Origin of the sequence: Paraburkholderia sp. JHI869 (genome assembly GCF_038900775.1) — a bacterium.
In the GTDB taxonomy this organism is placed as follows: Bacteria; Pseudomonadota; Gammaproteobacteria; order Burkholderiales; family Burkholderiaceae; genus Paraburkholderia.
The window spans coordinates 578,404-597,413 of record NZ_JAYMSC010000001.1 but is presented as its reverse complement, the minus strand read 5'-3'; the positions used below and the strand labels follow the sequence as shown (position 1 = coordinate 597,413).

General features: G+C 64.3%; 16 protein-coding genes and 1 riboswitch. Of the genes, 9 read left to right on the top strand and 7 right to left on the bottom strand.

The window, feature by feature from the left end; all coding sequences use genetic code 11:
• Nucleotides 1-4: 4 nt before the first annotated feature.
• Both tssB and VSR72_RS02760 read right to left on the bottom strand, forming a co-directional pair.
• Nucleotides 5-553: a type VI secretion system contractile sheath small subunit gene (gene tssB / locus VSR72_RS02765; RefSeq protein ID WP_342950869.1), complete on the bottom strand. Its 549-nt coding sequence runs from the start codon at nucleotides 551-553 to the stop codon at nucleotides 5-7.
• A 60-nt stretch (nucleotides 554-613) separates the two neighbouring features.
• A complete protein-coding gene (locus VSR72_RS02760) occupies nucleotides 614-1,309 on the bottom strand; it encodes a tetratricopeptide repeat protein (protein WP_342950868.1) in 696 nt (231 codons plus the stop codon).
• A 362-nt stretch (nucleotides 1,310-1,671) separates the two neighbouring features.
• On the opposite strand from VSR72_RS02760, the gene tssJ reads away from it, so the two are divergent.
• From tssJ to VSR72_RS02725, 7 genes are all read left to right on the top strand, one after another.
• Complete coding sequence (gene tssJ / locus VSR72_RS02755; RefSeq protein ID WP_342950867.1) at nucleotides 1,672-2,286, top strand: type VI secretion system lipoprotein TssJ; 615 nt, start codon at nucleotides 1,672-1,674, stop codon at nucleotides 2,284-2,286.
• Nucleotides 2,287-2,401: 115 nt separating this feature from the next.
• A complete protein-coding gene (gene tssK / locus VSR72_RS02750; RefSeq protein ID WP_342950866.1) occupies nucleotides 2,402-3,748 on the top strand; it encodes a type VI secretion system baseplate subunit TssK in 1,347 nt (448 codons plus the stop codon).
• Entirely contained in the window at nucleotides 3,745-4,527 is a 783-nt protein-coding gene (gene icmH / locus VSR72_RS02745) for a type IVB secretion system protein IcmH/DotU (protein WP_342950865.1), read from the top strand. The genes tssK and icmH overlap by 4 nt, the downstream gene beginning before the upstream one ends.
• A 208-nt stretch (nucleotides 4,528-4,735) precedes the next feature.
• The gene (locus tag VSR72_RS02740) at nucleotides 4,736-5,821 is read left to right on the top strand and encodes an ABC transporter substrate-binding protein (protein ID WP_342950864.1); all 1,086 of its coding nucleotides are present in this window, start codon (nucleotides 4,736-4,738) and stop codon (nucleotides 5,819-5,821) included.
• A complete protein-coding gene (locus VSR72_RS02735; RefSeq protein ID WP_342950863.1) occupies nucleotides 5,818-6,660 on the top strand; it encodes an ABC transporter ATP-binding protein in 843 nt (280 codons plus the stop codon). Before VSR72_RS02740 ends, VSR72_RS02735 begins: the two co-directional genes overlap by 4 nt.
• Complete coding sequence (locus tag VSR72_RS02730) at nucleotides 6,653-7,525, top strand: ABC transporter permease (protein WP_342950862.1); 873 nt, start codon at nucleotides 6,653-6,655, stop codon at nucleotides 7,523-7,525. Before VSR72_RS02735 ends, VSR72_RS02730 begins: the two co-directional genes overlap by 8 nt.
• Entirely contained in the window at nucleotides 7,518-8,408 is an 891-nt protein-coding gene (locus VSR72_RS02725) for a transporter substrate-binding domain-containing protein (RefSeq protein WP_342950861.1), read from the top strand. Before VSR72_RS02730 ends, VSR72_RS02725 begins: the two co-directional genes overlap by 8 nt.
• Nucleotides 8,409-8,414: 6 nt before the next feature.
• Here the strand turns inward: VSR72_RS02725 and VSR72_RS02720 are convergent, their stop codons facing one another.
• Together VSR72_RS02720 and VSR72_RS02715 are read right to left on the bottom strand one after the other, a co-directional pair.
• Nucleotides 8,415-9,284 carry a lysozyme inhibitor LprI family protein gene (locus VSR72_RS02720; RefSeq protein WP_342950860.1) on the bottom strand — a complete coding sequence of 290 codons (870 nt, stop codon included), beginning with the start codon at nucleotides 9,282-9,284 and terminating at the stop codon, nucleotides 8,415-8,417.
• A gap of 51 nt (nucleotides 9,285-9,335) precedes the next feature.
• Nucleotides 9,336-9,848 carry a hypothetical protein gene (locus tag VSR72_RS02715; RefSeq protein ID WP_342950859.1) on the bottom strand — a complete coding sequence of 171 codons (513 nt, stop codon included), beginning with the start codon at nucleotides 9,846-9,848 and terminating at the stop codon, nucleotides 9,336-9,338.
• 265 nt (nucleotides 9,849-10,113) lie between these two features.
• Between VSR72_RS02715 and VSR72_RS02710 the strand changes: the two genes are divergently transcribed.
• Nucleotides 10,114-11,706: an EAL domain-containing protein gene (locus VSR72_RS02710; protein ID WP_342950858.1), complete on the top strand. Its 1,593-nt coding sequence runs from the start codon at nucleotides 10,114-10,116 to the stop codon at nucleotides 11,704-11,706.
• Between the two features lie 169 nt (nucleotides 11,707-11,875).
• A complete protein-coding gene (locus VSR72_RS02705) occupies nucleotides 11,876-13,024 on the top strand; it encodes a DSD1 family PLP-dependent enzyme (RefSeq protein ID WP_342950857.1) in 1,149 nt (382 codons plus the stop codon).
• 42 nt (nucleotides 13,025-13,066) lie between these two features.
• Here VSR72_RS02705 and VSR72_RS02700 read toward each other — a convergent pair whose 3' ends face one another.
• The 3 genes from VSR72_RS02700 to VSR72_RS02690 all read right to left on the bottom strand — a co-directional run bounded on the left by VSR72_RS02700 (nucleotide 13,067) and on the right by VSR72_RS02690 (nucleotide 18,881).
• Complete coding sequence (locus VSR72_RS02700; protein WP_342950856.1) at nucleotides 13,067-14,623, bottom strand: methyl-accepting chemotaxis protein; 1,557 nt, start codon at nucleotides 14,621-14,623, stop codon at nucleotides 13,067-13,069.
• Between the two features lie 221 nt (nucleotides 14,624-14,844).
• Nucleotides 14,845-16,134 (bottom strand): voltage-gated chloride channel family protein, encoded by a 1,290-nt coding sequence (locus VSR72_RS02695; RefSeq protein WP_342950855.1) that lies wholly within the window; start codon nucleotides 16,132-16,134, stop codon nucleotides 14,845-14,847.
• Between the two features lie 97 nt (nucleotides 16,135-16,231).
• A riboswitch (Fluoride riboswitch) is annotated at nucleotides 16,232-16,303 on the bottom strand.
• 67 nt (nucleotides 16,304-16,370) lie between these two features.
• Nucleotides 16,371-18,881, bottom strand: coding sequence for a penicillin acylase family protein (locus tag VSR72_RS02690; protein WP_342950854.1), 2,511 nt, complete (start codon nucleotides 18,879-18,881; stop codon nucleotides 16,371-16,373).
• Between the last annotated feature and the right edge of the window lie 129 nt (nucleotides 18,882-19,010).

Below are 19,010 nucleotides of genomic sequence, written 5' to 3'. Positions count from 1 at the left end.
GCGCTTATTGATCGTTGCCCGGATCGTTGCGGTCGCCACGATCCGTTTCGCCCGCGCTGCCGGTGTTGCCAGCGAGCGCCTGCAATTGCTGTGTATTGGCCAGCACCTCGCTCAGCAGGTCTTCGAGCTTGTCGTTGCCGGCGAGCTTGTTGCGCAGGTCCGCGAGCTTCGAACGTGCTTCGAGCAAACGGCGCAGCGGCTCGATCTGCGCGACAACTTCGTCGGGATTGAAGTCGGCCATCGAATGAAAGCGCAGGTCCACGGCGAACTTGCCGCCCGTCTCGCTCAAGCGGTTCTCGACCTGGAACGCCGCGCGCGGCTCGATGCCTTTCATGACGTCGTCGAAATTGTCGCGGTCGATATTGACGAACTTGCGATCGCGCAGACGCGGCTGTTCGACTTCCGACTGACCCGCGAGATCGCCCATCACGCCGACCACGAACGGCAGCTCCTTCACCTCAATCGCGTCGCCGAGTTCGACTTCGTACGTCAACTGGACGCGCGGCGGCCGCACTTTCTGCAAGCGCTTCTGGATACTTTCTTTCTTGGCCATCGAGGGCTCCCCTGTTCGAATCGTTCAAGACCTGTTGTCAGCAATTCACCGCGAGGCGTTTCAGCGCAGCGCGCTGAACGGATCGGACGCGCCGCCGCTTGCAGCCGCTTTGGTCGGCGCCGCCTTTGCAGGCGCGGGCGCCGCTGCCGCGGGGGCCGCGGGTGCGGAAGGCGCAGGCTGTGCAGCCGGCGCGGCCTCTGCCGTTTCAACGGGCTTTGCCGCCGGCTTCTGCACATGGCGAACGATGCGACGCTTCTTCGGCGTGGCCTTCTCCGCCTGCTCGGGCGGGAACAGCGCATCCTCGCCGAGCGTGTCGCGCAACTGCTTTGCGAGCGCCTGCGCGTCGGACTTCGCATCGCCCTGCAGTGAGGCGTCCTGACGCAATTCGCCGAGCGACTGCGTCGCGACGCGCAAGCCGGCCACGGCCAGCACGCTTTTCGCCGCGCGGTCGGTCTGATCGCGCTGCAGTGCTTCCTGCGCGGCGACGATGGCCTGTCCATAGTGTTGCTGCTGGAACTGGATCTGCGCGATACGCGACCACGGCTCTTCGCGCGTGGGGTCCGCCGCGGCGAGTTTCTGATAAAGCGCGATCGCGCGATCCTGATCACCACCCTTCGCCGCAGTATCAGCGTCGGCTAGCGCCTTGTTGAATGCGTCTGGCGATGCCGCGAGATTATGGTCCTGCGTAGCGCAGCCCGCGATTACCCCGCATGCCAGCACCACCCCGGAGAGCCTTGAAATGACCCGGTTTATCATTCTTTCACCAACGTGTAATTATTAATTCGATGGGAGGGAACTAGAGTTTTGCTTTAGCTCTAGCGCGCGGGTATAGTACAGCCCAAATTTTGATAATTCAACTTCTTAATGTAATGCGGCGACACTAAATAGCTTCTCTGAAGCGGGGTTTACTGCCACAAATTGCCACAAGAAATTCATACAGGAAATAATTTCTCGCTCGAGTAATTGAAAACACGAGCGAACCGGAAAAGTTTGCCGCGTCAATTAATGAGCCGCTAATCGCGCAAAGCGGGGATAAATGCGCTTTTATGCGGATAGCATTATCCGGATCGCATACCACCACTAAACGGACCCCGGGCATTCATGCCTGGCCAATAAAAATGAATGCGCGTGTTATTCGTTTCGCATCGCTCCTTATCGTCACGGCCCACCTGGCCGGCTGCGCGGCGGCCGTGCCCGCGCTCGGCAGCGCGGCGTCCGCGGCGTTGCAGCTCGCGGGCATCGGCAAGCCCGACGTGCCGGACAGCCAGAAACCCCCGCGCGACCTCGGTATTACGCTATTTGCGGCGCAAAACCTCAACGCGGCGACCGACAACAAGCCGCTTGCGCTCGTGGTGCGGCTCTATGTGCTGAAGGACCCCACGTCATTCCAGCAAGCGTCTTTCGATACGTTCACCGACCCCGTAAAAGAAAAGAGCGCGCTGGGCGGCGACCTGCTCGGCGTGCGCGAGGTGACGCTCATTCCTGGCCAGCGATATAACGCCACCGAAAAGATTTCACGCGAGGCGCAGGCATTCGGCATTGTCGCGCTATTCCGCGATCCGGCCATGCAGCGTTGGAAGTTCGCCTTCGACCCTGCGAAATCCGAGAAATCCGGCATAATGGTCGGCCTGCATAACTGCGCAATGACCGTCACGAGCGGCACGGTGATTTCTCGGGACCAGGGATTACCGCCGCAGCAGCTGAATCTGCTTTCGTCGGTGACTTGCGGGTGAATAACGGGGAAAGCCACGAGCAGAGTAACGAGCAAGCGGGATATTTAACCATTTCAGTCCGCCGATCGCCGGCTGCGAGCGGCACGGGCCGAATCACGCATATAGCCGATTTAACATGAGTTATTCCTCGAAAGTGCTATGGGGAGAAGGCCTGTTCCTGAGGCCTCAGCACTTCCAGCGGCAGGACGCCTATCACGAAGCGCGCCTTTTCGAATCGATCCAGGCCATCGCGCCGTACAACTGGGGCGTTCGCACCGCGCGACTCGATCACGACGCGCTGGGCAGCAACATGCTGCGCATGAGCGAGCTCGCACTCGTGTTTCCGGACGGCACGCTCTATAGCGCGCCGCAGGCCGACGACCTGCCGCCGCCCGTTGCGCTCGACACGTTGCCCGAGGGCATCAATGAATTCACGTTCTACCTCGCCCTGCACCAGATGCGCGAAACCGGCACGAACTACGCGCCCGACCGCAACGAGGGCTTCGTCACGCGCTACGTGAGCGAGCAGGCGAGCGTGGCCGACCACTACACGGACGCCGCGCAGGCCGACGTGACGTTCCTGAAAACGAACGTCAAGCTGATTGCGCACAGCGAACCGCGCGACCAGTTGCTTTCGGTGCCCGTCGCGCGCGTGCGGCGCACCGCGACTTCGGGCTTCGAGGTCGACGAAAGCTTCGTGCCGCCAAGTCTCGCCATTGAAGCGTCGCCGCTGCTGCACCAGCGGTTGCGACGCCTCATCGACGCGCTTCAGGCCAAGGTCAACGCGCTTTATGGCTTCCATCGCGAGCCGACCAAGAACATCATCGAGTTCCGCTCGGGCGACATCGCCTCGTTCTGGCTGCTGCATACGGCAAGCGGCGCGTTCGCCACGCTCGCGCATCTCTATCAGCACGCGGCGCTCCACCCGGAGCGGCTCTTTCATGAACTGCTGCGCCTCGCCGGCCAGCTCATGACGTTCTCCAAGGGCTACGCGCTGGCTGACCTGCCCGCGTACCGCCACGACGATCCCGGCCCCGGCTTTGCGCGCCTCGACACGATTCTGCGCGACCTGCTCGAAACGGTGATCTCCACGCAATACTTCGCGATTGCGCTGGAAGAAGTGCGCCCATCGTTCCAAATCGGTCGCCTCGATTCGGGCAAGATCGACGACAAGACCACGTTCTATCTCGCCGTTTCGGCGGACATGCCCGCCGTCGATCTCGTCGAGGCCGTACCGACGCGCTTCAAGGTCGGCGCGCCCGACGACGTCGACAAGCTCGTGCTCTCGGCCATGCCGGGCGTACGGCTCGTCTACACGCCCCAGGTGCCGCCCGCCATTCCCGTGCGGCCGGGTGCGTGCTATTTCGCGTTCGAGGCGCGCAGCGCGCTTTATGAGCGCATGGTGCAGGCACAGTCGGCCATGGTCTATGCGCCTTCGGGCATCAACGATCTCAAACTCGAACTGATCGCGGTGACGTCATGAGCAACGCCCCTTCCCTTTTCGGTGACGCGCCGCCCGCCGCGAATCACGCCTCACCTGCCGCCGAGCCCGCTTACCAGGTGCGCTCGCTGCTCGATTTGCTCTACGACGGCTTCTTCATGCTGTTCCTCTTGAAGAACGGCCGCGAGCCCGGCGACGCTGCAGAATTCGGCGCGCGCGTGCAGCAGTTTCTCGGCGACTTCGAGCGCGGCGCGAAAAAGCTGAACGTCGCGGCCGAAGACGTGTACGCGGCCAAATTCGCGTTTTGCGCCGCGCTCGACGAATCGGTGCTGGCATCGTCGTTCCGCATTCGCGCCGAGTGGGAACGCCGCCCCTTGCAGCTCGCCCTCTTCGGCGAGCAGCTCGCGGGCGAGAAGTTCTTCCAGTATCTCGAGGAATGCCGCGCGCAGGGTGCACCGCGGCTGCAGTCGCTCGAGGTCTTCCATATGTGCCTGCTGCTCGGATTCCAGGGCAAGTACATTCTCGAAGGACCGGAAAAGCTCGCCTACCTCACGGCGCGCCTGGGCGACGAGATCGCACATATCAAAGGCAAGCGCGCGGCCTTCGCGCCGCATTGGCCGCTGCCCGATCAGGTTGCACACCGGCTCAAGCGCGAGGTGCCGTTGTGGTCGATCGGCGCGGTGTTCGCGCTGGTGGGTCTGCTCGCGTGGCTCGGCCTCAGCACCTGGCTGCGCGACAACACGGTGCACATGCTCGCGCCGTATACGCAGCTCATCAAGCTCGGGCCGCAATCGGCGAATCTGACGATCTCGCTGCCTTGAGTGTGTGAAAGGGGCGTGGCGTGCGGCCCGCCCCTTTGCAGTAACGGATATTTCGAAGCAACAGCAGAAGTAGCCGAATTGGCGCATTGTCGATACGAACAACTAAGCAAATCATAATTCGTTGGTTTGCCTGAAATCGTTGCAGATCGACAATCATCTTGCTTCGTCAATTCACTTACCTACTCTGCTCGCTGCCGAGTCTCCGCACATGAAGGCGTTCTCCTCGAAAACCGGTCGGCGCTCCGCCGGAACCCTCCTGCTTGCCGCGTGCGCTGCTGCGGCGCTGATTTTCCAAAGCGGTTGCAAACCGCGTTCGGAGCAGGCGCAAGACGCATCGGCAACGACCAGGCAAGCGTCGGCACAGCAGCAAATCACATATTTCAAGTACCCCGACAATCCCGCGTTCGACCTTGTCTATCTCGCCGACAAGCTCGGCTATTTCGACAACACGAGCACGCGGCCCAAATATGTCGGCAAGATTTCGGCGCCGCAGATCATTCCGCTCGTGGGCACCGGCGATATCGATTTCGGCACACGCATGGTGCCGCTCGTCATTTCCGCAATTGCCAGCGGCGCGGATATCAAGGTCATTTCCGCAGGCGGCGAAACGCTGCCCGACGCGCCGCACATGAAGTATTTCGTGCGCAAGGACTCCGGCATTCTCGGGCCGAAGGACTTCGAAGGCAAAACGGTGGCGTTCAACAGCTTCGGCGCGTGCGCGGAGTTCGTCACCAAGAAGTATCTGGCGCAGCACGGCGTGAATGTCTCGAAGGTGAACTGGCTCGTCGTGCCCGACAACCAGTCAGAGCAGGCGCTCGTCACGAAGAACGTAGACGTCGCGATCATTCACCCGCCCTTTTCCGGCTCGGCCGAAGCCGATCCGCAACTGCGCAAGCTGTGGAGCGACTGGGACGAGGACCACGGTCTTGGCGGCATGGCGCCCTATAGCGTGAACGGCGCGTTCGCACGCGCCCACCCGCAGGCGGTGCGCGACTTCGTCACGGCCATTGCGAAAGCGGGCAACTGGGTCAACGCGCATCCCGACGAAGCACGCACGCTCACAGCCGAGCGGCTTGGCATCGACGTTCGGCTCGTGGAGCGCTATGCCTACGTGAAGGATCTCGTGGTCACGGAGCCGCCCATCCAGTACTACATCGATATCCTCGAGCAGGCCGGCAAGATTCCGAAGGGCAAGGTCAACGTTAAGGATGTCTATACAAACGACTTCAATCCGTTTGCGAAGCACGAGGCCCAAGCCAGCGTGACGACCTTGCCTGAAGGAACGCGCTCGTGAGCACGGCAACGGCAATACGCGAGAAGATCGTTGCGCGCGATCTCTCGCTCACCTACACCAATGCGCAAACGGACACGCACCATACGGTGCTCAAGCGCTTCGATCTTTCCGTGCGCGAAGGCGAATTCCTTTCGCTGCTAGGCCCGAGCGGTTGCGGCAAGTCGACCTTCCTCAACGTGCTCGCCGGCCTTACGCCGCCCACCTCGGGCGATATTCGCGTGGACGGTGAACCCGTAGGCGCCGTGCGGCAAAAGCTCGGCTTCGTGTTTCAGGGCTACGCGCTCTTTCCGTGGCGCACCGTGCGCCGGAACGTGGAAGCGGGACTCGAAATTCGCGGCATGAAGCGCGCCGAGCGCCGCCGCGAGGCCGAACGCTTCTTGCACCTCGTGGGCCTGCTGGAGTTCGCGGACCACTACCCGCATCAGCTTTCCGGCGGCATGCGCCAGCGCGTGGCCATCGCACGCGCGCTCGCTTACGGCCCCGAGATTTTGCTGATGGACGAACCATTCGGTGCGCTCGACGCGCAAACGCGCGAGTTGCTTCAGCAGGAATTGCTCGCGATCTGGGAGCAAAGCGCCACGACCGTCGTGTTCGTCACGCACAGCATCGACGAGGCCATCTTTCTCTCCAATCGCATCGCCATTCTCGGTCGCGGCCCCGGACGCGTGAAAGAGATCATCGACGTCGATCTGCCGCGCCCGCGCGACGCCGCGCTGCGTCATTCGGCGGCGTTTGTCGCGCTGCGGCAGCGCGCATGGGCGAGCCTCAGCACGGAACTCGACGCGCGACTCGACGTAGAGCCGCAAACCCATGCTTTAGCGGGAGCCCAGCATGTCTGACTCGATGTCCGATTCCATGTCCGACCCCGGTGCGGTCCGCGAATCGCGCGTTCTTTCGCCGCGCGGCGTGCGGCGTGCGCGCGCTGGCTCGTCCATTGCCCGCGTTTTCGCGGGAGTCGAGCGTTCCATCGCGCTCATCGCCTTCCTGGTGTTGTGGGAGTTGCTGCCCCGGCTCGGCGTGGTCAACGCGGCTTATTTGAGCCCGCCTTCGCAGGTCGCCCTGGCCATCGCGCGGCTCTTCGAAAACGGCGATGCCTGGACGCATATCGGCGCGAGCGCCGTGCGCTCCCTGAGCGGCCTGCTGCTCGCCGTGGCCGGCGGGATCGTGTGCGGCTTCCTGCTGGGATGGTTCCGGCGCGTCGAGCGCATTGTCGACCCCGTGTTTCAACTGCTACGGCAGGTGTCGGCCTTCGCGCTCTTTCCCGTTTTCATGCTGTTTCTCGGCATCGGCGAGTCGTCGAAGATCGCAATTGTCGTGTGGGCCGCGTTCTGGCCGGTCCTGCTCAATACCATTGCGGGCGTAAAGCAGGTCGAGCGCGTGCTGATCGACTGCGCCCGCTCGATGGGCGCCTCGCAGCGCTTTATCGCGACCAAGGTCGTGCTCCCCGCGGCACTGCCGCAAATCCTCACGGGCGTGCGCCTGGCGGGCGCGTACAGCATTACCGCACTGGTGGCGGCGGAAATGATCGGCGCGCGTTCGGGACTCGGGTTCTATACGCTCAACTCGCAGGAGACGTTTCAGATTCCGGACATGTACGCGGGCATCGTTCTGCTCGCTATCTTTGGACTGCTGATCAATCAGAGTCTGTCGATACTCGAACGGCAACTGCTGCGCTGGCGCGTCGGGCTCGCGCAGAATGGCTAGGCACGCGCCACTCGCGGGTCCGGCGGACCCAAGGCGCCTGCGCCGGCCGGCGACCGCGCTAGCCTTTGCGTTCGCAGGGCTCGCGCTGCTCGCGTGGGCACTGAAGCACGACGTTGCACGCAACCTGCTAGACGACGAACGTCCCTTCGCGGCGGCGGCAGCGCGCGGCGTGCTGATCGTGGCGGTGCCGCCGCGCGCCGCGCCTACGCTTTACGTCGGCAAGGTCGACCGGACGGTGCGCGCGCCCGATCCATTCGCCGCTGCGCTAGCCACGGACCTCGCAAGCCGCTTGGGACTGCCCGTGCAGTTTTTGCTGGCCGAACCGGACGGCGCACGGGCCGCCCTGCAGTCGGGCAAAGCCGATGCCGCCATCGCCGGCCTGCGTTTCTCACCCGATGCGCACGTCGCGTTCGCACCGGCTTCGTACACGAGCGGCCGTGGCATGGCGCTCGTCCTGAACCGTGGCGACGTGCGAGCATGGCGCGACCTGCGCGGCCGCACGATTTGCGCGTCGCAAGGCAACCCGTATGCCGAGCGCGCGGCGCGCGAGTTCCACGCGAGCGTGCACGGATTCGACCGGCCGCTCGATGCGCTGTTGGCGTTCCAGGCGGGCGATTGCGCCGCGCTGGTCGACGACGAGTTCGTGATCGAGTCGCTGCTCAAGCAGCCGGACTGGTCGTACTATCGCCCGCTGCGCGGCACGATCGCCGCGCAGGCCGCATTCATCGCGACGCGCGCGGGCGACACGGCAAGCACAGTCTTTGTGGGCAACACGGTGACGCATTGGCAACGTAGCCGGTGGCTCGCAACCGTGCGCAAGGATCAGGCAATCAGCCTCGCGTTCGATATGTTCAATGCGGAAAACGACCTGTATTGCCATTAATCGCCGCTACCCGCGCCGCTTCAGTTCAGCGAGGCGAAGCTGATAGCTTTTCAGCAAACACGCTTTGTCGGCGCATGCATTGCGGGAGTTTCGAAGCCATGCCCGTTGCTCCGCTCTCAATTGCGCCTTGCGGGTCGATACCTTCAGCTTTTGGTTAAAGACTTCGGCCATGGTTTGATCGATGCGGGCCAACTCCGGATCGCCGCAAACGAGCTGCGCCTGAAGGGAAATGAGTTCGCTGCAATCGAAGCTTTGCGCGAGCGCCGCTTTCGTTGCGGGCTGCGTTTCCAGCAGCCCCGGCCTGCAAAGCCCCTGAAGCAACGTGCACGCGACATTGCGATGGACCCACGCCATCTCTCCCGCGCCATATTGCTCGACAAAGCGATTGATGCCGGCGTGGCTCACGCCTCGCTGCATGGCGTTTGCCGCGATGATTTCATTGCAAAGCGAGTCCTCTGCGTACGTGCTCCCGGCGCGCCGATAACAACTGTGAAAGCCGAGTTGCCCCGAACCCATGACGCTTCTGCGCACCCCTGAAGCAAACAGAATCGAGGCGCATGCGGACGCGCACTTCGCATCATCCGGAACGATCGTATAGACCTTGACCTGGTCCATCGCATCCACTACGCGGAAAGCCGCTTCGACATTTCCGCCTGGGCTGTCCAGCACCAGGGGAACGAGTCCTTCGCTATCACGGTCGGCAAGTTTGGCAGCCGCCCGGAATTTTTCGGCATCGCCGCTCTGAATCTTGCCCTTTCCGATCACCATTTTCAGTTTGAGATCGGGCTGGTAATAGAGCTTAAAATCCATTGCCCGCGATATGCCGGGCAGCATGAGCAGAACTGCGATTAGCCACATGTGCGCGAGGCGTTGCATGGGCGTTGGCTGCCGGGCGCTACGCATGCACGCCTCCGAACGGTGCCCGATTTAGAACCCGCGCCTCAGATTGCGGTCGCGCATCGGATCGGGCGTCTTCTGCGTGAGCCGCAAGATGCCCTGATCGTCGAAGTAGAAGTGGAACATCATCCAATCGATGTTGTTCTCGACGTAGCGGTAGGACCAGACTTCCCGCTGCATGCGCGAGAAGTATGCGGTCTCCGCAGGCCGGCCGAAATTGATCAGGACATCGTCGCGTGTCCACACGTTGACTTGTGCGCGATAGAACTCGCGCTCCTGCAAGACCTGGCGCACGCTCACGACCTTGCCGCTCGCGTCGATGTCGGCAACGGTGTTCGTCGACCCCATCGGCTGGGTCGACCACATGAGCCGTTTGCCGCCGTCCGGCAGATTATAGGTTTCGCGCGGCTGCCCGAGACGCGCGATCAGCGCAGACTGGTCGGTGCCGGGTTCGACGTTTTGCCACGGCTGCGCGCAGCCGGCCACGAGCGCCACAGCGGCGGCAAGCCATACGTGCTTCACGATGTCGGAAAGAGTCCCCATTCACGCTCCCCCTGAGCAGCGAACCCGGCGAGCCACACAGCCAGATCATGCGGGCCGAGGCGGACGCGGACAATCGGACCATGGTCCTACCGGCAAGCCGCCTGTGGCGGCCCTGGAGGAAGCCCTGGCAGCGCGTCTGCCCGTTGAAAACGAAGCGCCGGAGTGTATGCTTTGGTCTGATGTTCGGCATCCCGTACATCGGAAGCGCCCGCGCGCGTCCTGCCTGTGGTTCGTTCTCTAACGTTCCATCCCTCCGGGGTGCGAAATGATCAAGCGCATCACGCTGATTTCGGCTTCGGTCGCCCTTGGGTGCCTCGCCACGCTCGTCCCCGTTTTCACGAGTCTTTATGTCGCGGACAAGGACGTCCAGCGGCGCGACCGAACCGAACTGCGCGAGTTCGCCGAAAAGGCGGTCATGCGCACAGACCTCGTCACCTACCAGGCCTTTGCCGCCCTTTCCGACCTGGACCGGGAACCCGGCGCGCCCTGTACGCCCGCCAATCTCGAACTCGCCGCGCGTGTCATCTACAACTACCGCTATGTTCAGGATGCCGGCACCTACGAGGACGGGCACTACCTCTGCTCGCCCCTGCTTGGCGACGTGCGCAACAAGGACTTCACGCTGCCGCCGCCCGACTATCGCAGCAACGACGGCTACCTGGTGTGGTTCCAGCAGAAGAGCCCGCTAAGCGACATCCGCAAGGACATTCAGATTGGCCGCAATGGCCACTACGTCTCAATCGATCCAGGCTCGTTTGTCGATCTCATCGATCCGGCGAGACGCCCCATCGCGGTGATCCAGATCACGACGGGAAGGCTCCTCGCCATTTCGCCCGGCGCTGACCCTGACGACATGCTCGATGCGTGGAAGCGCGGCGGCAAGGTGAACAGCAATGACTGGAATTACGCGGTCGCCCACTCGGCTACGAGACCGCTCGGCGTCGTGGTGAAGTCGCCGCGCAGCAGCGTCGCGGGCGACTGGCCCAAGTTGCTCGCAGCGTGGCTGACCGTCGGCGTGTTCTTTGGCGCCGCGCTTGGCTGGCTCGCCTACAAGCGCGTTTTGCGGCAGCTCTCGTTTCCGGCAACACTGCACTGGGCCATTTCGCGGCGCAAGCTCGACGTGGTTTTCCAGCCCATCGTGCGGCTCGCCGACAACCAGTGCGCCGGCGCCGAAGCGCTGGTGCGGTGGACGCTGAACGGGCGCGCCATTTCGCCCGAGGTCTTCGTGCGCGTTGCCGAAGACAATCACCTCATTGAGCCCTTGACCGATCTCGTGCTCGAAAAGACCATCGCGCAAATCGGGAAACTGCTCACGGCGAACCCCTCGTTTTATGTCTCGATCAACGTGAGCGGCGAAGACCTGCAGAGCTTGCGCTTTCTGAACCTGCTCACCGCGTCGCTGGACGGAACCGGCATCGCGCCCGCGCAAATCCGCATCGAGGCGACGGAGCGCAGTTTCATGAACGCCGAAGCCACGCGCAGTGTCATTGCGGCATTCCGCGCCGCCGGCCATCCCATCTATATCGACGACTTCGGCACCGGCTACTCGAGCCTCTCGTATTTGCAGACCTTCGAGATCGACGTGCTGAAGATCGACAAGTCGTTCGTCGATACGATTGTCCAGGACACCGCTTCGAGCGTCGTCGCGCCGCACATCATTTCGATGGCCCACGAGCTGGGCCTGGAGATCGTCGCCGAGGGCGTGGAGACGGGCGCCCAGGTGACGTGGCTGCGCGACAAAGGTGTCCAGTATGGCCAGGGCTGGTACTACGCGAAGGCAATGTCCGCCGGCGATCTCGCAAAATGGCTGGGCAAGCAGCGCACACCGCGTGAAGCGAACAGCATGCCGGCTATTTGAGCCACGCAAAATACCCGAGAACGATTCGAGCCGCCTGGGCCGGCCACGCCGTGTGCAATACTGGCGCAGCACGGGCGTTCGCGTACGGTGGTAGCGTCGCGCGCCTTCCGATACGCGCGTCTGACTTTGCGCACGCGCGACATGCTTGCGCATCCTGAACGGAGCCTTGATGACTCTCACTCCCCCTGCCGCCGCCCTCGCCGGCGACCGGCTTGTTTCGGTCGGCACCCCTTCGCTGTTGATCGATCTCGACGCATTTGAAGCGAACTTGCGCGACACCGCGGCATTCGTCGCCGGTCACGGCGTCGCCTTGCGGCCGCACGCCAAGGCCCACAAGAGCAGCGCCGTCGCCCTGAGGCAGATCGAAGCCGGCGCCGTGGGCATCTGTTGCCAGAAGCTGAGCGAAGCGTATCCGTTTGCCGCTGCCGGCGTGCGTGACATCTACGTGACCAATGAGTTTGTCGGCAAAGACAAACTCTCGATGGCCACCGAACTCGCATCGCACGTACAACTAAGCGTTTGCGTGGACGCCATGCCGCAGGTAATCGCACTAGGCGAAGCGGCGGCGTCGGCAGGCGTCGCGATCGACGTGTTACCTGAGATCGATGTCGGGCAGAACCGTTGCGGGGTGACAACCCATGACGCCCTGCTCGAACTGATCGACGCCATTGCCGCGCATTCGAGCCTGCACTTCGCGGGGCTGCAGGCCTACCACGGCGGGGCGCAGCATATTGCGGGCTGGGCGGCAAGAAAGGACACGGCCAGCCGCGCCGCAGAGCGCGCCGGGTCGTTCGTCCACGCACTCGAAGCGCGCGGCGTGCGTTGCGCGCGCGTGACGGGCGGCGGCACCGGCACCTTTGAATTCGACGTTGCCAGCGGCGTGTACACCGAGGTGCAGCCGGGCTCGTACGCGATCATGGACGGCGAATACGGCGGCATTGAGTGGCATGGCGCCGTCCGGCCGCGCAACAGCCTGTTCGTGCTCTCCACCATCATGAGCGCAACCCGCCCTGGCATGGCGGTGTGCGACGTTGGCCTCAAGGGGCTGGCCGTCGATGCAGGGCTTCCGCGAGAAGTGACGTGGACGGCCTCCGAAGAAGGTCCGCCGCTCGCGTACATCGCGGCCAACGACGAGCACGGCAAGCTGGAAATAGTCGGCTCCCCGGATGCCGATACTTCGCACCTCCTCGGGCAGCGCGTTCTCGTCACGCCGGGGCACTGCGACCCGACTGTGAATCTCTACGATCAGTACGTGTGCTTCCGGGGCGATCGCGTGGAAGCGATCTGGCCCATCGACGCACGCGGCCTTTCCCGATGATGCCCCGCTGCCGCGGCAAGCGCCGCGGCTTCAGCTCTCCCGTCAAGCGCCCGCGAACCTGAATACCGATACCGCCTGCTGCAACTGCGCCGCCTGATCCGCCATCGAACTCGCCGCGGCGGCGGCCTGTTCGACGAGGGCCGCGTTTTGCTGCGTGACCTGGTCCATTTGCGCCACCGCGCGATTCACCTGCTCGATGCCCGTGCTCTGTTCGCCAGACGCCGCGACGATCTCGCCCATGATGTCCGTGACGCGCTGCACGGCCGCCGTCACCTCGACCATCGTCGAGCCTGCGCGTTCAGCCAGCGCCGCGCCGTTCGAGACGCCAGCCGTCGAGGCTTCGATCAGCTCCTTGATCTCCCGCGCCGAAGCCGCGCTGCGCTGCGCGAGCGCGCGCACCTCGCCCGCCACGACCGCGAAGCCACGCCCTTGCTCGCCTGCGCGCGCCGACTCGACGGCGGCGTTGAGCGCAAGAATATTGGTCTGGAAGGCGATTTTCTCGATCGTCGCGATGATGTCGGTCATGCGCTTAGCGTCCTGCGCCACCTCGCCCATCGTCCTCGCCACTTCGCTCACCAGCTTGCTGCCGCGCGCCGCAACCTCTGAAGCGCCGCGGGCGAGGCCGCCCACCTGGCGCGCGCTCTCGGCATTCTGCCGCACGGTCGAGGTCAGTTGCTCCATGCTCGTCGCGGTCTCGCCGAGCGACGCCGCCTGCTCTTCGGTGCGTTGCGAAAGGTCCGTATTGCCTTGCGAGATTTCGCGCGCGGCGAGAAGGATGGAACCGCTCGAGTCGTGAATGTTGGCGACGATGCCCGTGAGCTGCACACGCATCTCGCCCAGCGCGTACAACAGGCTGCTCGAATCGCCGCGGCGTGTTTCTACGGACACCGAAAGATCGCCAGACGCGATACGGCCCGCGATTTCCATGGCATGAGACGGCTCGCAGCCCAGCTGACGCGATAGCCGTTGCGATATCAGCCAGGCTAGCAACGCGCCGGTCGCGACCGCCCCAAGCAGAATCGCCATGATGAGCGTGCGCATGTGCTGGAATTGCGCCGTGGCTTCGGTCTGCGCGCTTTTCGCCTCGCGTTGCAGCGAATCGATCAGCGCAGCCACGCTGTCGCCCAGCGCAACGCTCGCCGCAATTGCGCGGCGCACGAGTTCGGCGTTGTCCACGCCTGCGGGCACCGGCGCGAAACCGATCTGCTGATGCACGATCGCCTCCCATGCAGCGGTTTTCCGGAGCACGTCGTCGTACAGGCTGCGGTCGCCAGCCGACACGCCCGCACCGGCGTAGCGATCCAGCGATTCATGCATGCGTTTGAGTTGCGCGACGATGTCTTCCTTCAGACGGTTGCGACCCGCTTCGTCGGCGTAGCCCAGATTCGCGGCGTCGAGGTCGGTGCTCAGCTTGCTGCGAGCCGCTTCCTCCAGCCAGAACTGGCCGCTCATGTGCCGGTTGCAGATTTCATCGGCGATGTCGTGCATCGACGCCAGCGACGAAACCCCGGCAACGCCGACGGCCACCGCAAATACGATCACAACGGCGAAGGCTGTGAGCAGCTTTTTGAACACCGTCATGCGATCGAGCCACTTCATGGCTGTCCCCTTATTCGATTCCCTGTTATATGGCTCGCGGCGAGTCATTGCCTCGACGCGAGCGCGGCAAGCTTGACTCAATCCCCCCCATCAACGGTAGGAGAGGAACAGATATAGGGAGAATCAGCCGGCGCTTCTAGCGGCGTGCGCGGACTTCTGCTAACGCGCGACGCGCGCTGCATTTCGCGGTGGACGAGCCAACCATGGCGCGTTGTTGGGGCTCAATCGCTGCGCCGCGCCCGGCGCAACGCGGGAATGTCCGAAAGCCGCATGCCGGCAGGCAGAAGTGGATGTTTCGCCTCGCCCACGCGTTGCGCGCGGTAGATGCCCGTATGGCCAGAAAACAGGTACGCCACCACGCAGGCCAGCGCCGCATACATGCCGATATCGGCGCCGAACAACTCGATTGCCATGACCGTCGAAGCGATGGGCGTGTTGGCGGCGCCGGCGAATACGGCGACGAAACCGAGACCCGCGAGCACAGGCATCGGCAAGGCCAGCACATGACCCAGCGCATTGCCGAGCGTCGCGCCGATATAGAAGAGCGGCGTGACTTCGCCGCCTTTGAAACCCGAGGCAAGCGTCACGACGGTAAAGCCGAACTTGCCCGCGAAGTCGTAGACGGGCAACGGATGATTGAACGACTCGACGATCGTCGGAATACCCAGGCCGAGATATTGCGGCACGTTCAGCACGGTGGCCGCAACCGCCACGACGATGCCGCCCACGAACGGGCGTGCCGGTGCGTATGCGATCTTGCGCTTGATGAAGGCGGAGAGCGCGTGGGTCGAGTCGGCGAACAGCATGCCCACGACGCCGAACGCAATGCCCGCGAGAATGACCGACCCCAGTCCGAGCGGCGAGACATGCGGTACGAACGAAATGACGTAGGCCGTGTGATGGATGCCCCACATCCGGCACACCTGGTCCGCGACCAGCGACGACGCCACGCAGGTGAGCAGCGCGTCATAACGCAGGCGCCCGATTGCGAGCACTTCCAGCCCGAAGATCGCGCCGGCCAGCGGCGTGCCGAACACCGACGAGAAGCCCGCGGCGATGCCGCCCATCAGCAGAATGCGGCGGTCTTCCCGTTCGAGGCCGAAGAGGTTCGTCACCTGGTCGGCGAGCGCGCCGCCCATCTGAACGGCAGTGCCTTCGCGCCCGGCCGAGCCGCCGAACAAATGCGTGACCACGGTGGCGACGAGCACGAGCGGCGCCATCCGCTTGGGTACGATTTTCTGCGGGTCGTGGATTTCGTCGATCAGCAGGTTATTCCCGCCTTCGACCGGCTTGCCGACGCTGTGATAGATCCAGCCGGTCACGAAGCCGGCAACGGGCAACAGCCAGAGCAGCCACGCATGAGCCACGCGGATATCGGTTGCGCGGTCGAGCGCGTAGAGGAACAAGGCGGATGCGCTGCCCGCCAGGGCACCGAGCATGCACGAGAGCAGCAGCCAACGCGCGAGGTACGGAACCATCGCGAATTGCTCGATTGACTTCAGGGGTTTCATTGCGGTCCAGGTTTGCGTTTGCTTATGCGTAAGCGTGTGCGTCGAACCTGGGCGACAGGAGGCGTCGCGTGGACGGCCTACGACCTCCTGCACCCAGGAACTCGTAGGCATCATCAGCGCTGCGGGAATGCAGCGCGGTTACGGGAGGAATGCCATCTCCGAAAACCCCGTGATTCTATGCGACAACATACGCCGCCGCAACAGGATCGCCGCTGCGCCCGCTTACCGCTGAGCGCTCAGCTTCCAGCCTGGCGCTGCGCGCCAGCCGGTACGAGCTTCATCGTATGCACGGCGGCACCCGGCAGAAACGGCGCCGCGCCCGAATGCACCCACGTTTCATGCCCCGCAAGGAAATACGGCGACATGGGATTGCCCGACTGTCCGCCCGGCATCTCGAAGATGCCGTCCTGCTCGCGCCCCGGCGACACCGCGAAACGCTCGGACGCGCCAAACACCGGCGTCTGCACACGCGGCATGTTGGTGTCGCCCGGCAGCGGGTCATGCGGCGCGCTGAGCCAGTCGCGAACCCACGGCAGCCACGCCGGCACCATGCGCGCGAACGGATGCGCAATGGCCGAGCGGTTGCGCTCGCCCCAGCGGACCTTGTCGAGCTTCGCTGCGCTCGTGCCCTTTTGCAGCCTGGCGATCGTGTGGTCGATCCGGTCCAGCATGAACGCACGCCAATCCGCGAAACCGCCCGGTATCCACGCGTGCTGGTCGGCGAGCGTCTCCATCGTCGCTTCGAAACGCGAGTTCGCCGCGCGGTAGCTGAGGTCCGGCGCGATCGCTGCCATCTGCTTGTCCAGTACACCGAACCATGTTTCGTAGAGCGAGTCGTAGAACGCGCGCACCAGGCGGTAGCCGACGGCATCCACATCGGCGCGGCCATCCCACGTTTGAACCAGCCGCTGGAATTCGGCGCGTTCGGGATGGCCGTCGAGCGCGCGTGCATCGAGTGCGTCGAGCGCGACGCGTCGCCAATGCTCGATCCAGAATGCGCGGTCGTCGGTCTGCACCGCGAGCATGTCGCGCTCGCTCGCGTGCGGCAACGCGAGCAGGTCGTCGCGGATCTGCGTTGCGCGCGCGCCGAGGTCCGTGCCGGAGTCGCCGATGCGCGCCGCCTCGTCCAGCGGCAACGTCCGGTTGTTCGCCGTCCAGATGCGGCCCGCCGCCGGATCGATGCGCATGGGATACGCATCGGGTGGGAGATATCCTTGCCAACCGGCATACGTGTCGGACCTGAACGGCAAGCCGGGGAGCGCTGCTGCACCACCGTCGGCAGCAGCGTCAGCGAAGCGCGGCAGCGGCCCGGCAAGCGTCCAGCCGATATGGCCTTGCGCGTCGGCCACCATGAAGTTTTGCGTCGGCATGCCGAAGGTCTGCGCGGCGCGCAACGCGTCGGCGACATTCGTGGTGCCTTCGAGCCGCACGAAATTCATGTTGGTCGCCTGCGGATCCTGCGCGACCCAATGCAATGCATAGGCATGCTCGCCGGCAACGAGCTGCGGCCCCCAGCGCGTTTGCACGACCGGCAGATCGACGCTCGCGCCGCCGCTCACGTCAAGGCGCTCGTGGATCACCTGCGCCGTCTCCCAATCGCCGTTCGGGACGCGGTAACGCAGAGGATCGGCCGGATCGCGCTGAAGTTCGACCAGATCGACGAAGCGCCCATAGCTGTCCGTGAAGCCCCACGCGATATGGCCATTGCTGCCCGCCACGACGAACGGCGTACCCGGCAGACTGACGCCCGTGATACGCCGCTCGCCGCCGTCGGGCGCGGGATAAACGAGCGAGACGCGGTACCAGATGTTCGGCAACGACAGGCCGAGGTGCATGTCGCTCGCAAGCAGCGCGCCGCCGTGCGCACTGTGTGCGCCGTCGACCGCGAAGCCGTTGCTGCCCACCATCGAATCGACCGCGCCCCCGCCATCGACGAAACCGGGCACGCCGCTGAGAAGCGCAGTGGCATCCGGTTCGGCATCGGCAGCGGACTGTGTTTGCGGAAGCCATGACGGCGGCGCAGCGGGCAGCGCGGCCGGTGGCTGCGGCAATGCACGCTGCCCGTCGAGCGGGGCGTCCCAATGGCTCGTTTCAGGGAGCAGGAACGCAAGCAGATCGGCAGGCACGCGCTCGCGCAGCGCCGCGCGAGAGAGCGCGCGCCTCACCTGGTCATACTGAAGATCGAAGTACATCGCATAGACGGCGAGCACCGTGTCCTCGGGGCGCCACGGCGCCGGTTGCGAGTGCAACAGCCAGTATTCGAACGGCCGCGCGCGAAGCGAGCGCAGGCCGTCGTTGACGCCCGCCGTATAGCGCTCGATCAGTTGCCGCTGGTCGGCCGGGAGCGCAGCAAGCGCCGCCTGCGCGTGTTCGCGAAAGCGCAAGGGACGGTCGCGGCGGTCCAGAGGCAGCGCCGCCGGACCGATGAGCGCCGCCATCTCGCCGGCGGCGACCCGGCGCAGCAAATCCATCTGGAAGAAGCGGTCCTGCGCGTGAAGGAAGCCACTCGCGTATGCGACGTCGCCACGTGTGCGGCCCTGCGCCGTCGGCACACCTTGTGAGTCGCGCGCGATCGTGACCGGTGCGGAGAGTGGCGCGGCATACGTGCCGTCCAGTTCCGGCAAACTGGCGCGCAACGTCAGCCAGCCCGCCAGCGCCACGGCTGCGAGGACGATGACGACGGCACACAACAGGATCAGCGGCCACGCGCGGCGCCGCTGTTGCGGGGAAAGGCTCGAACGGGTCATGGAGGAACACGCGGGTCGTTTGGTTCAGCGCTTCCAGGCGCCGCGACCGGATCGGCCGGACGCCGTACGACCATAGCATGGCCCTGTGGCAATTTGCTGCAGCGCTCGGCAACTGCCCGTGTCGTGAGC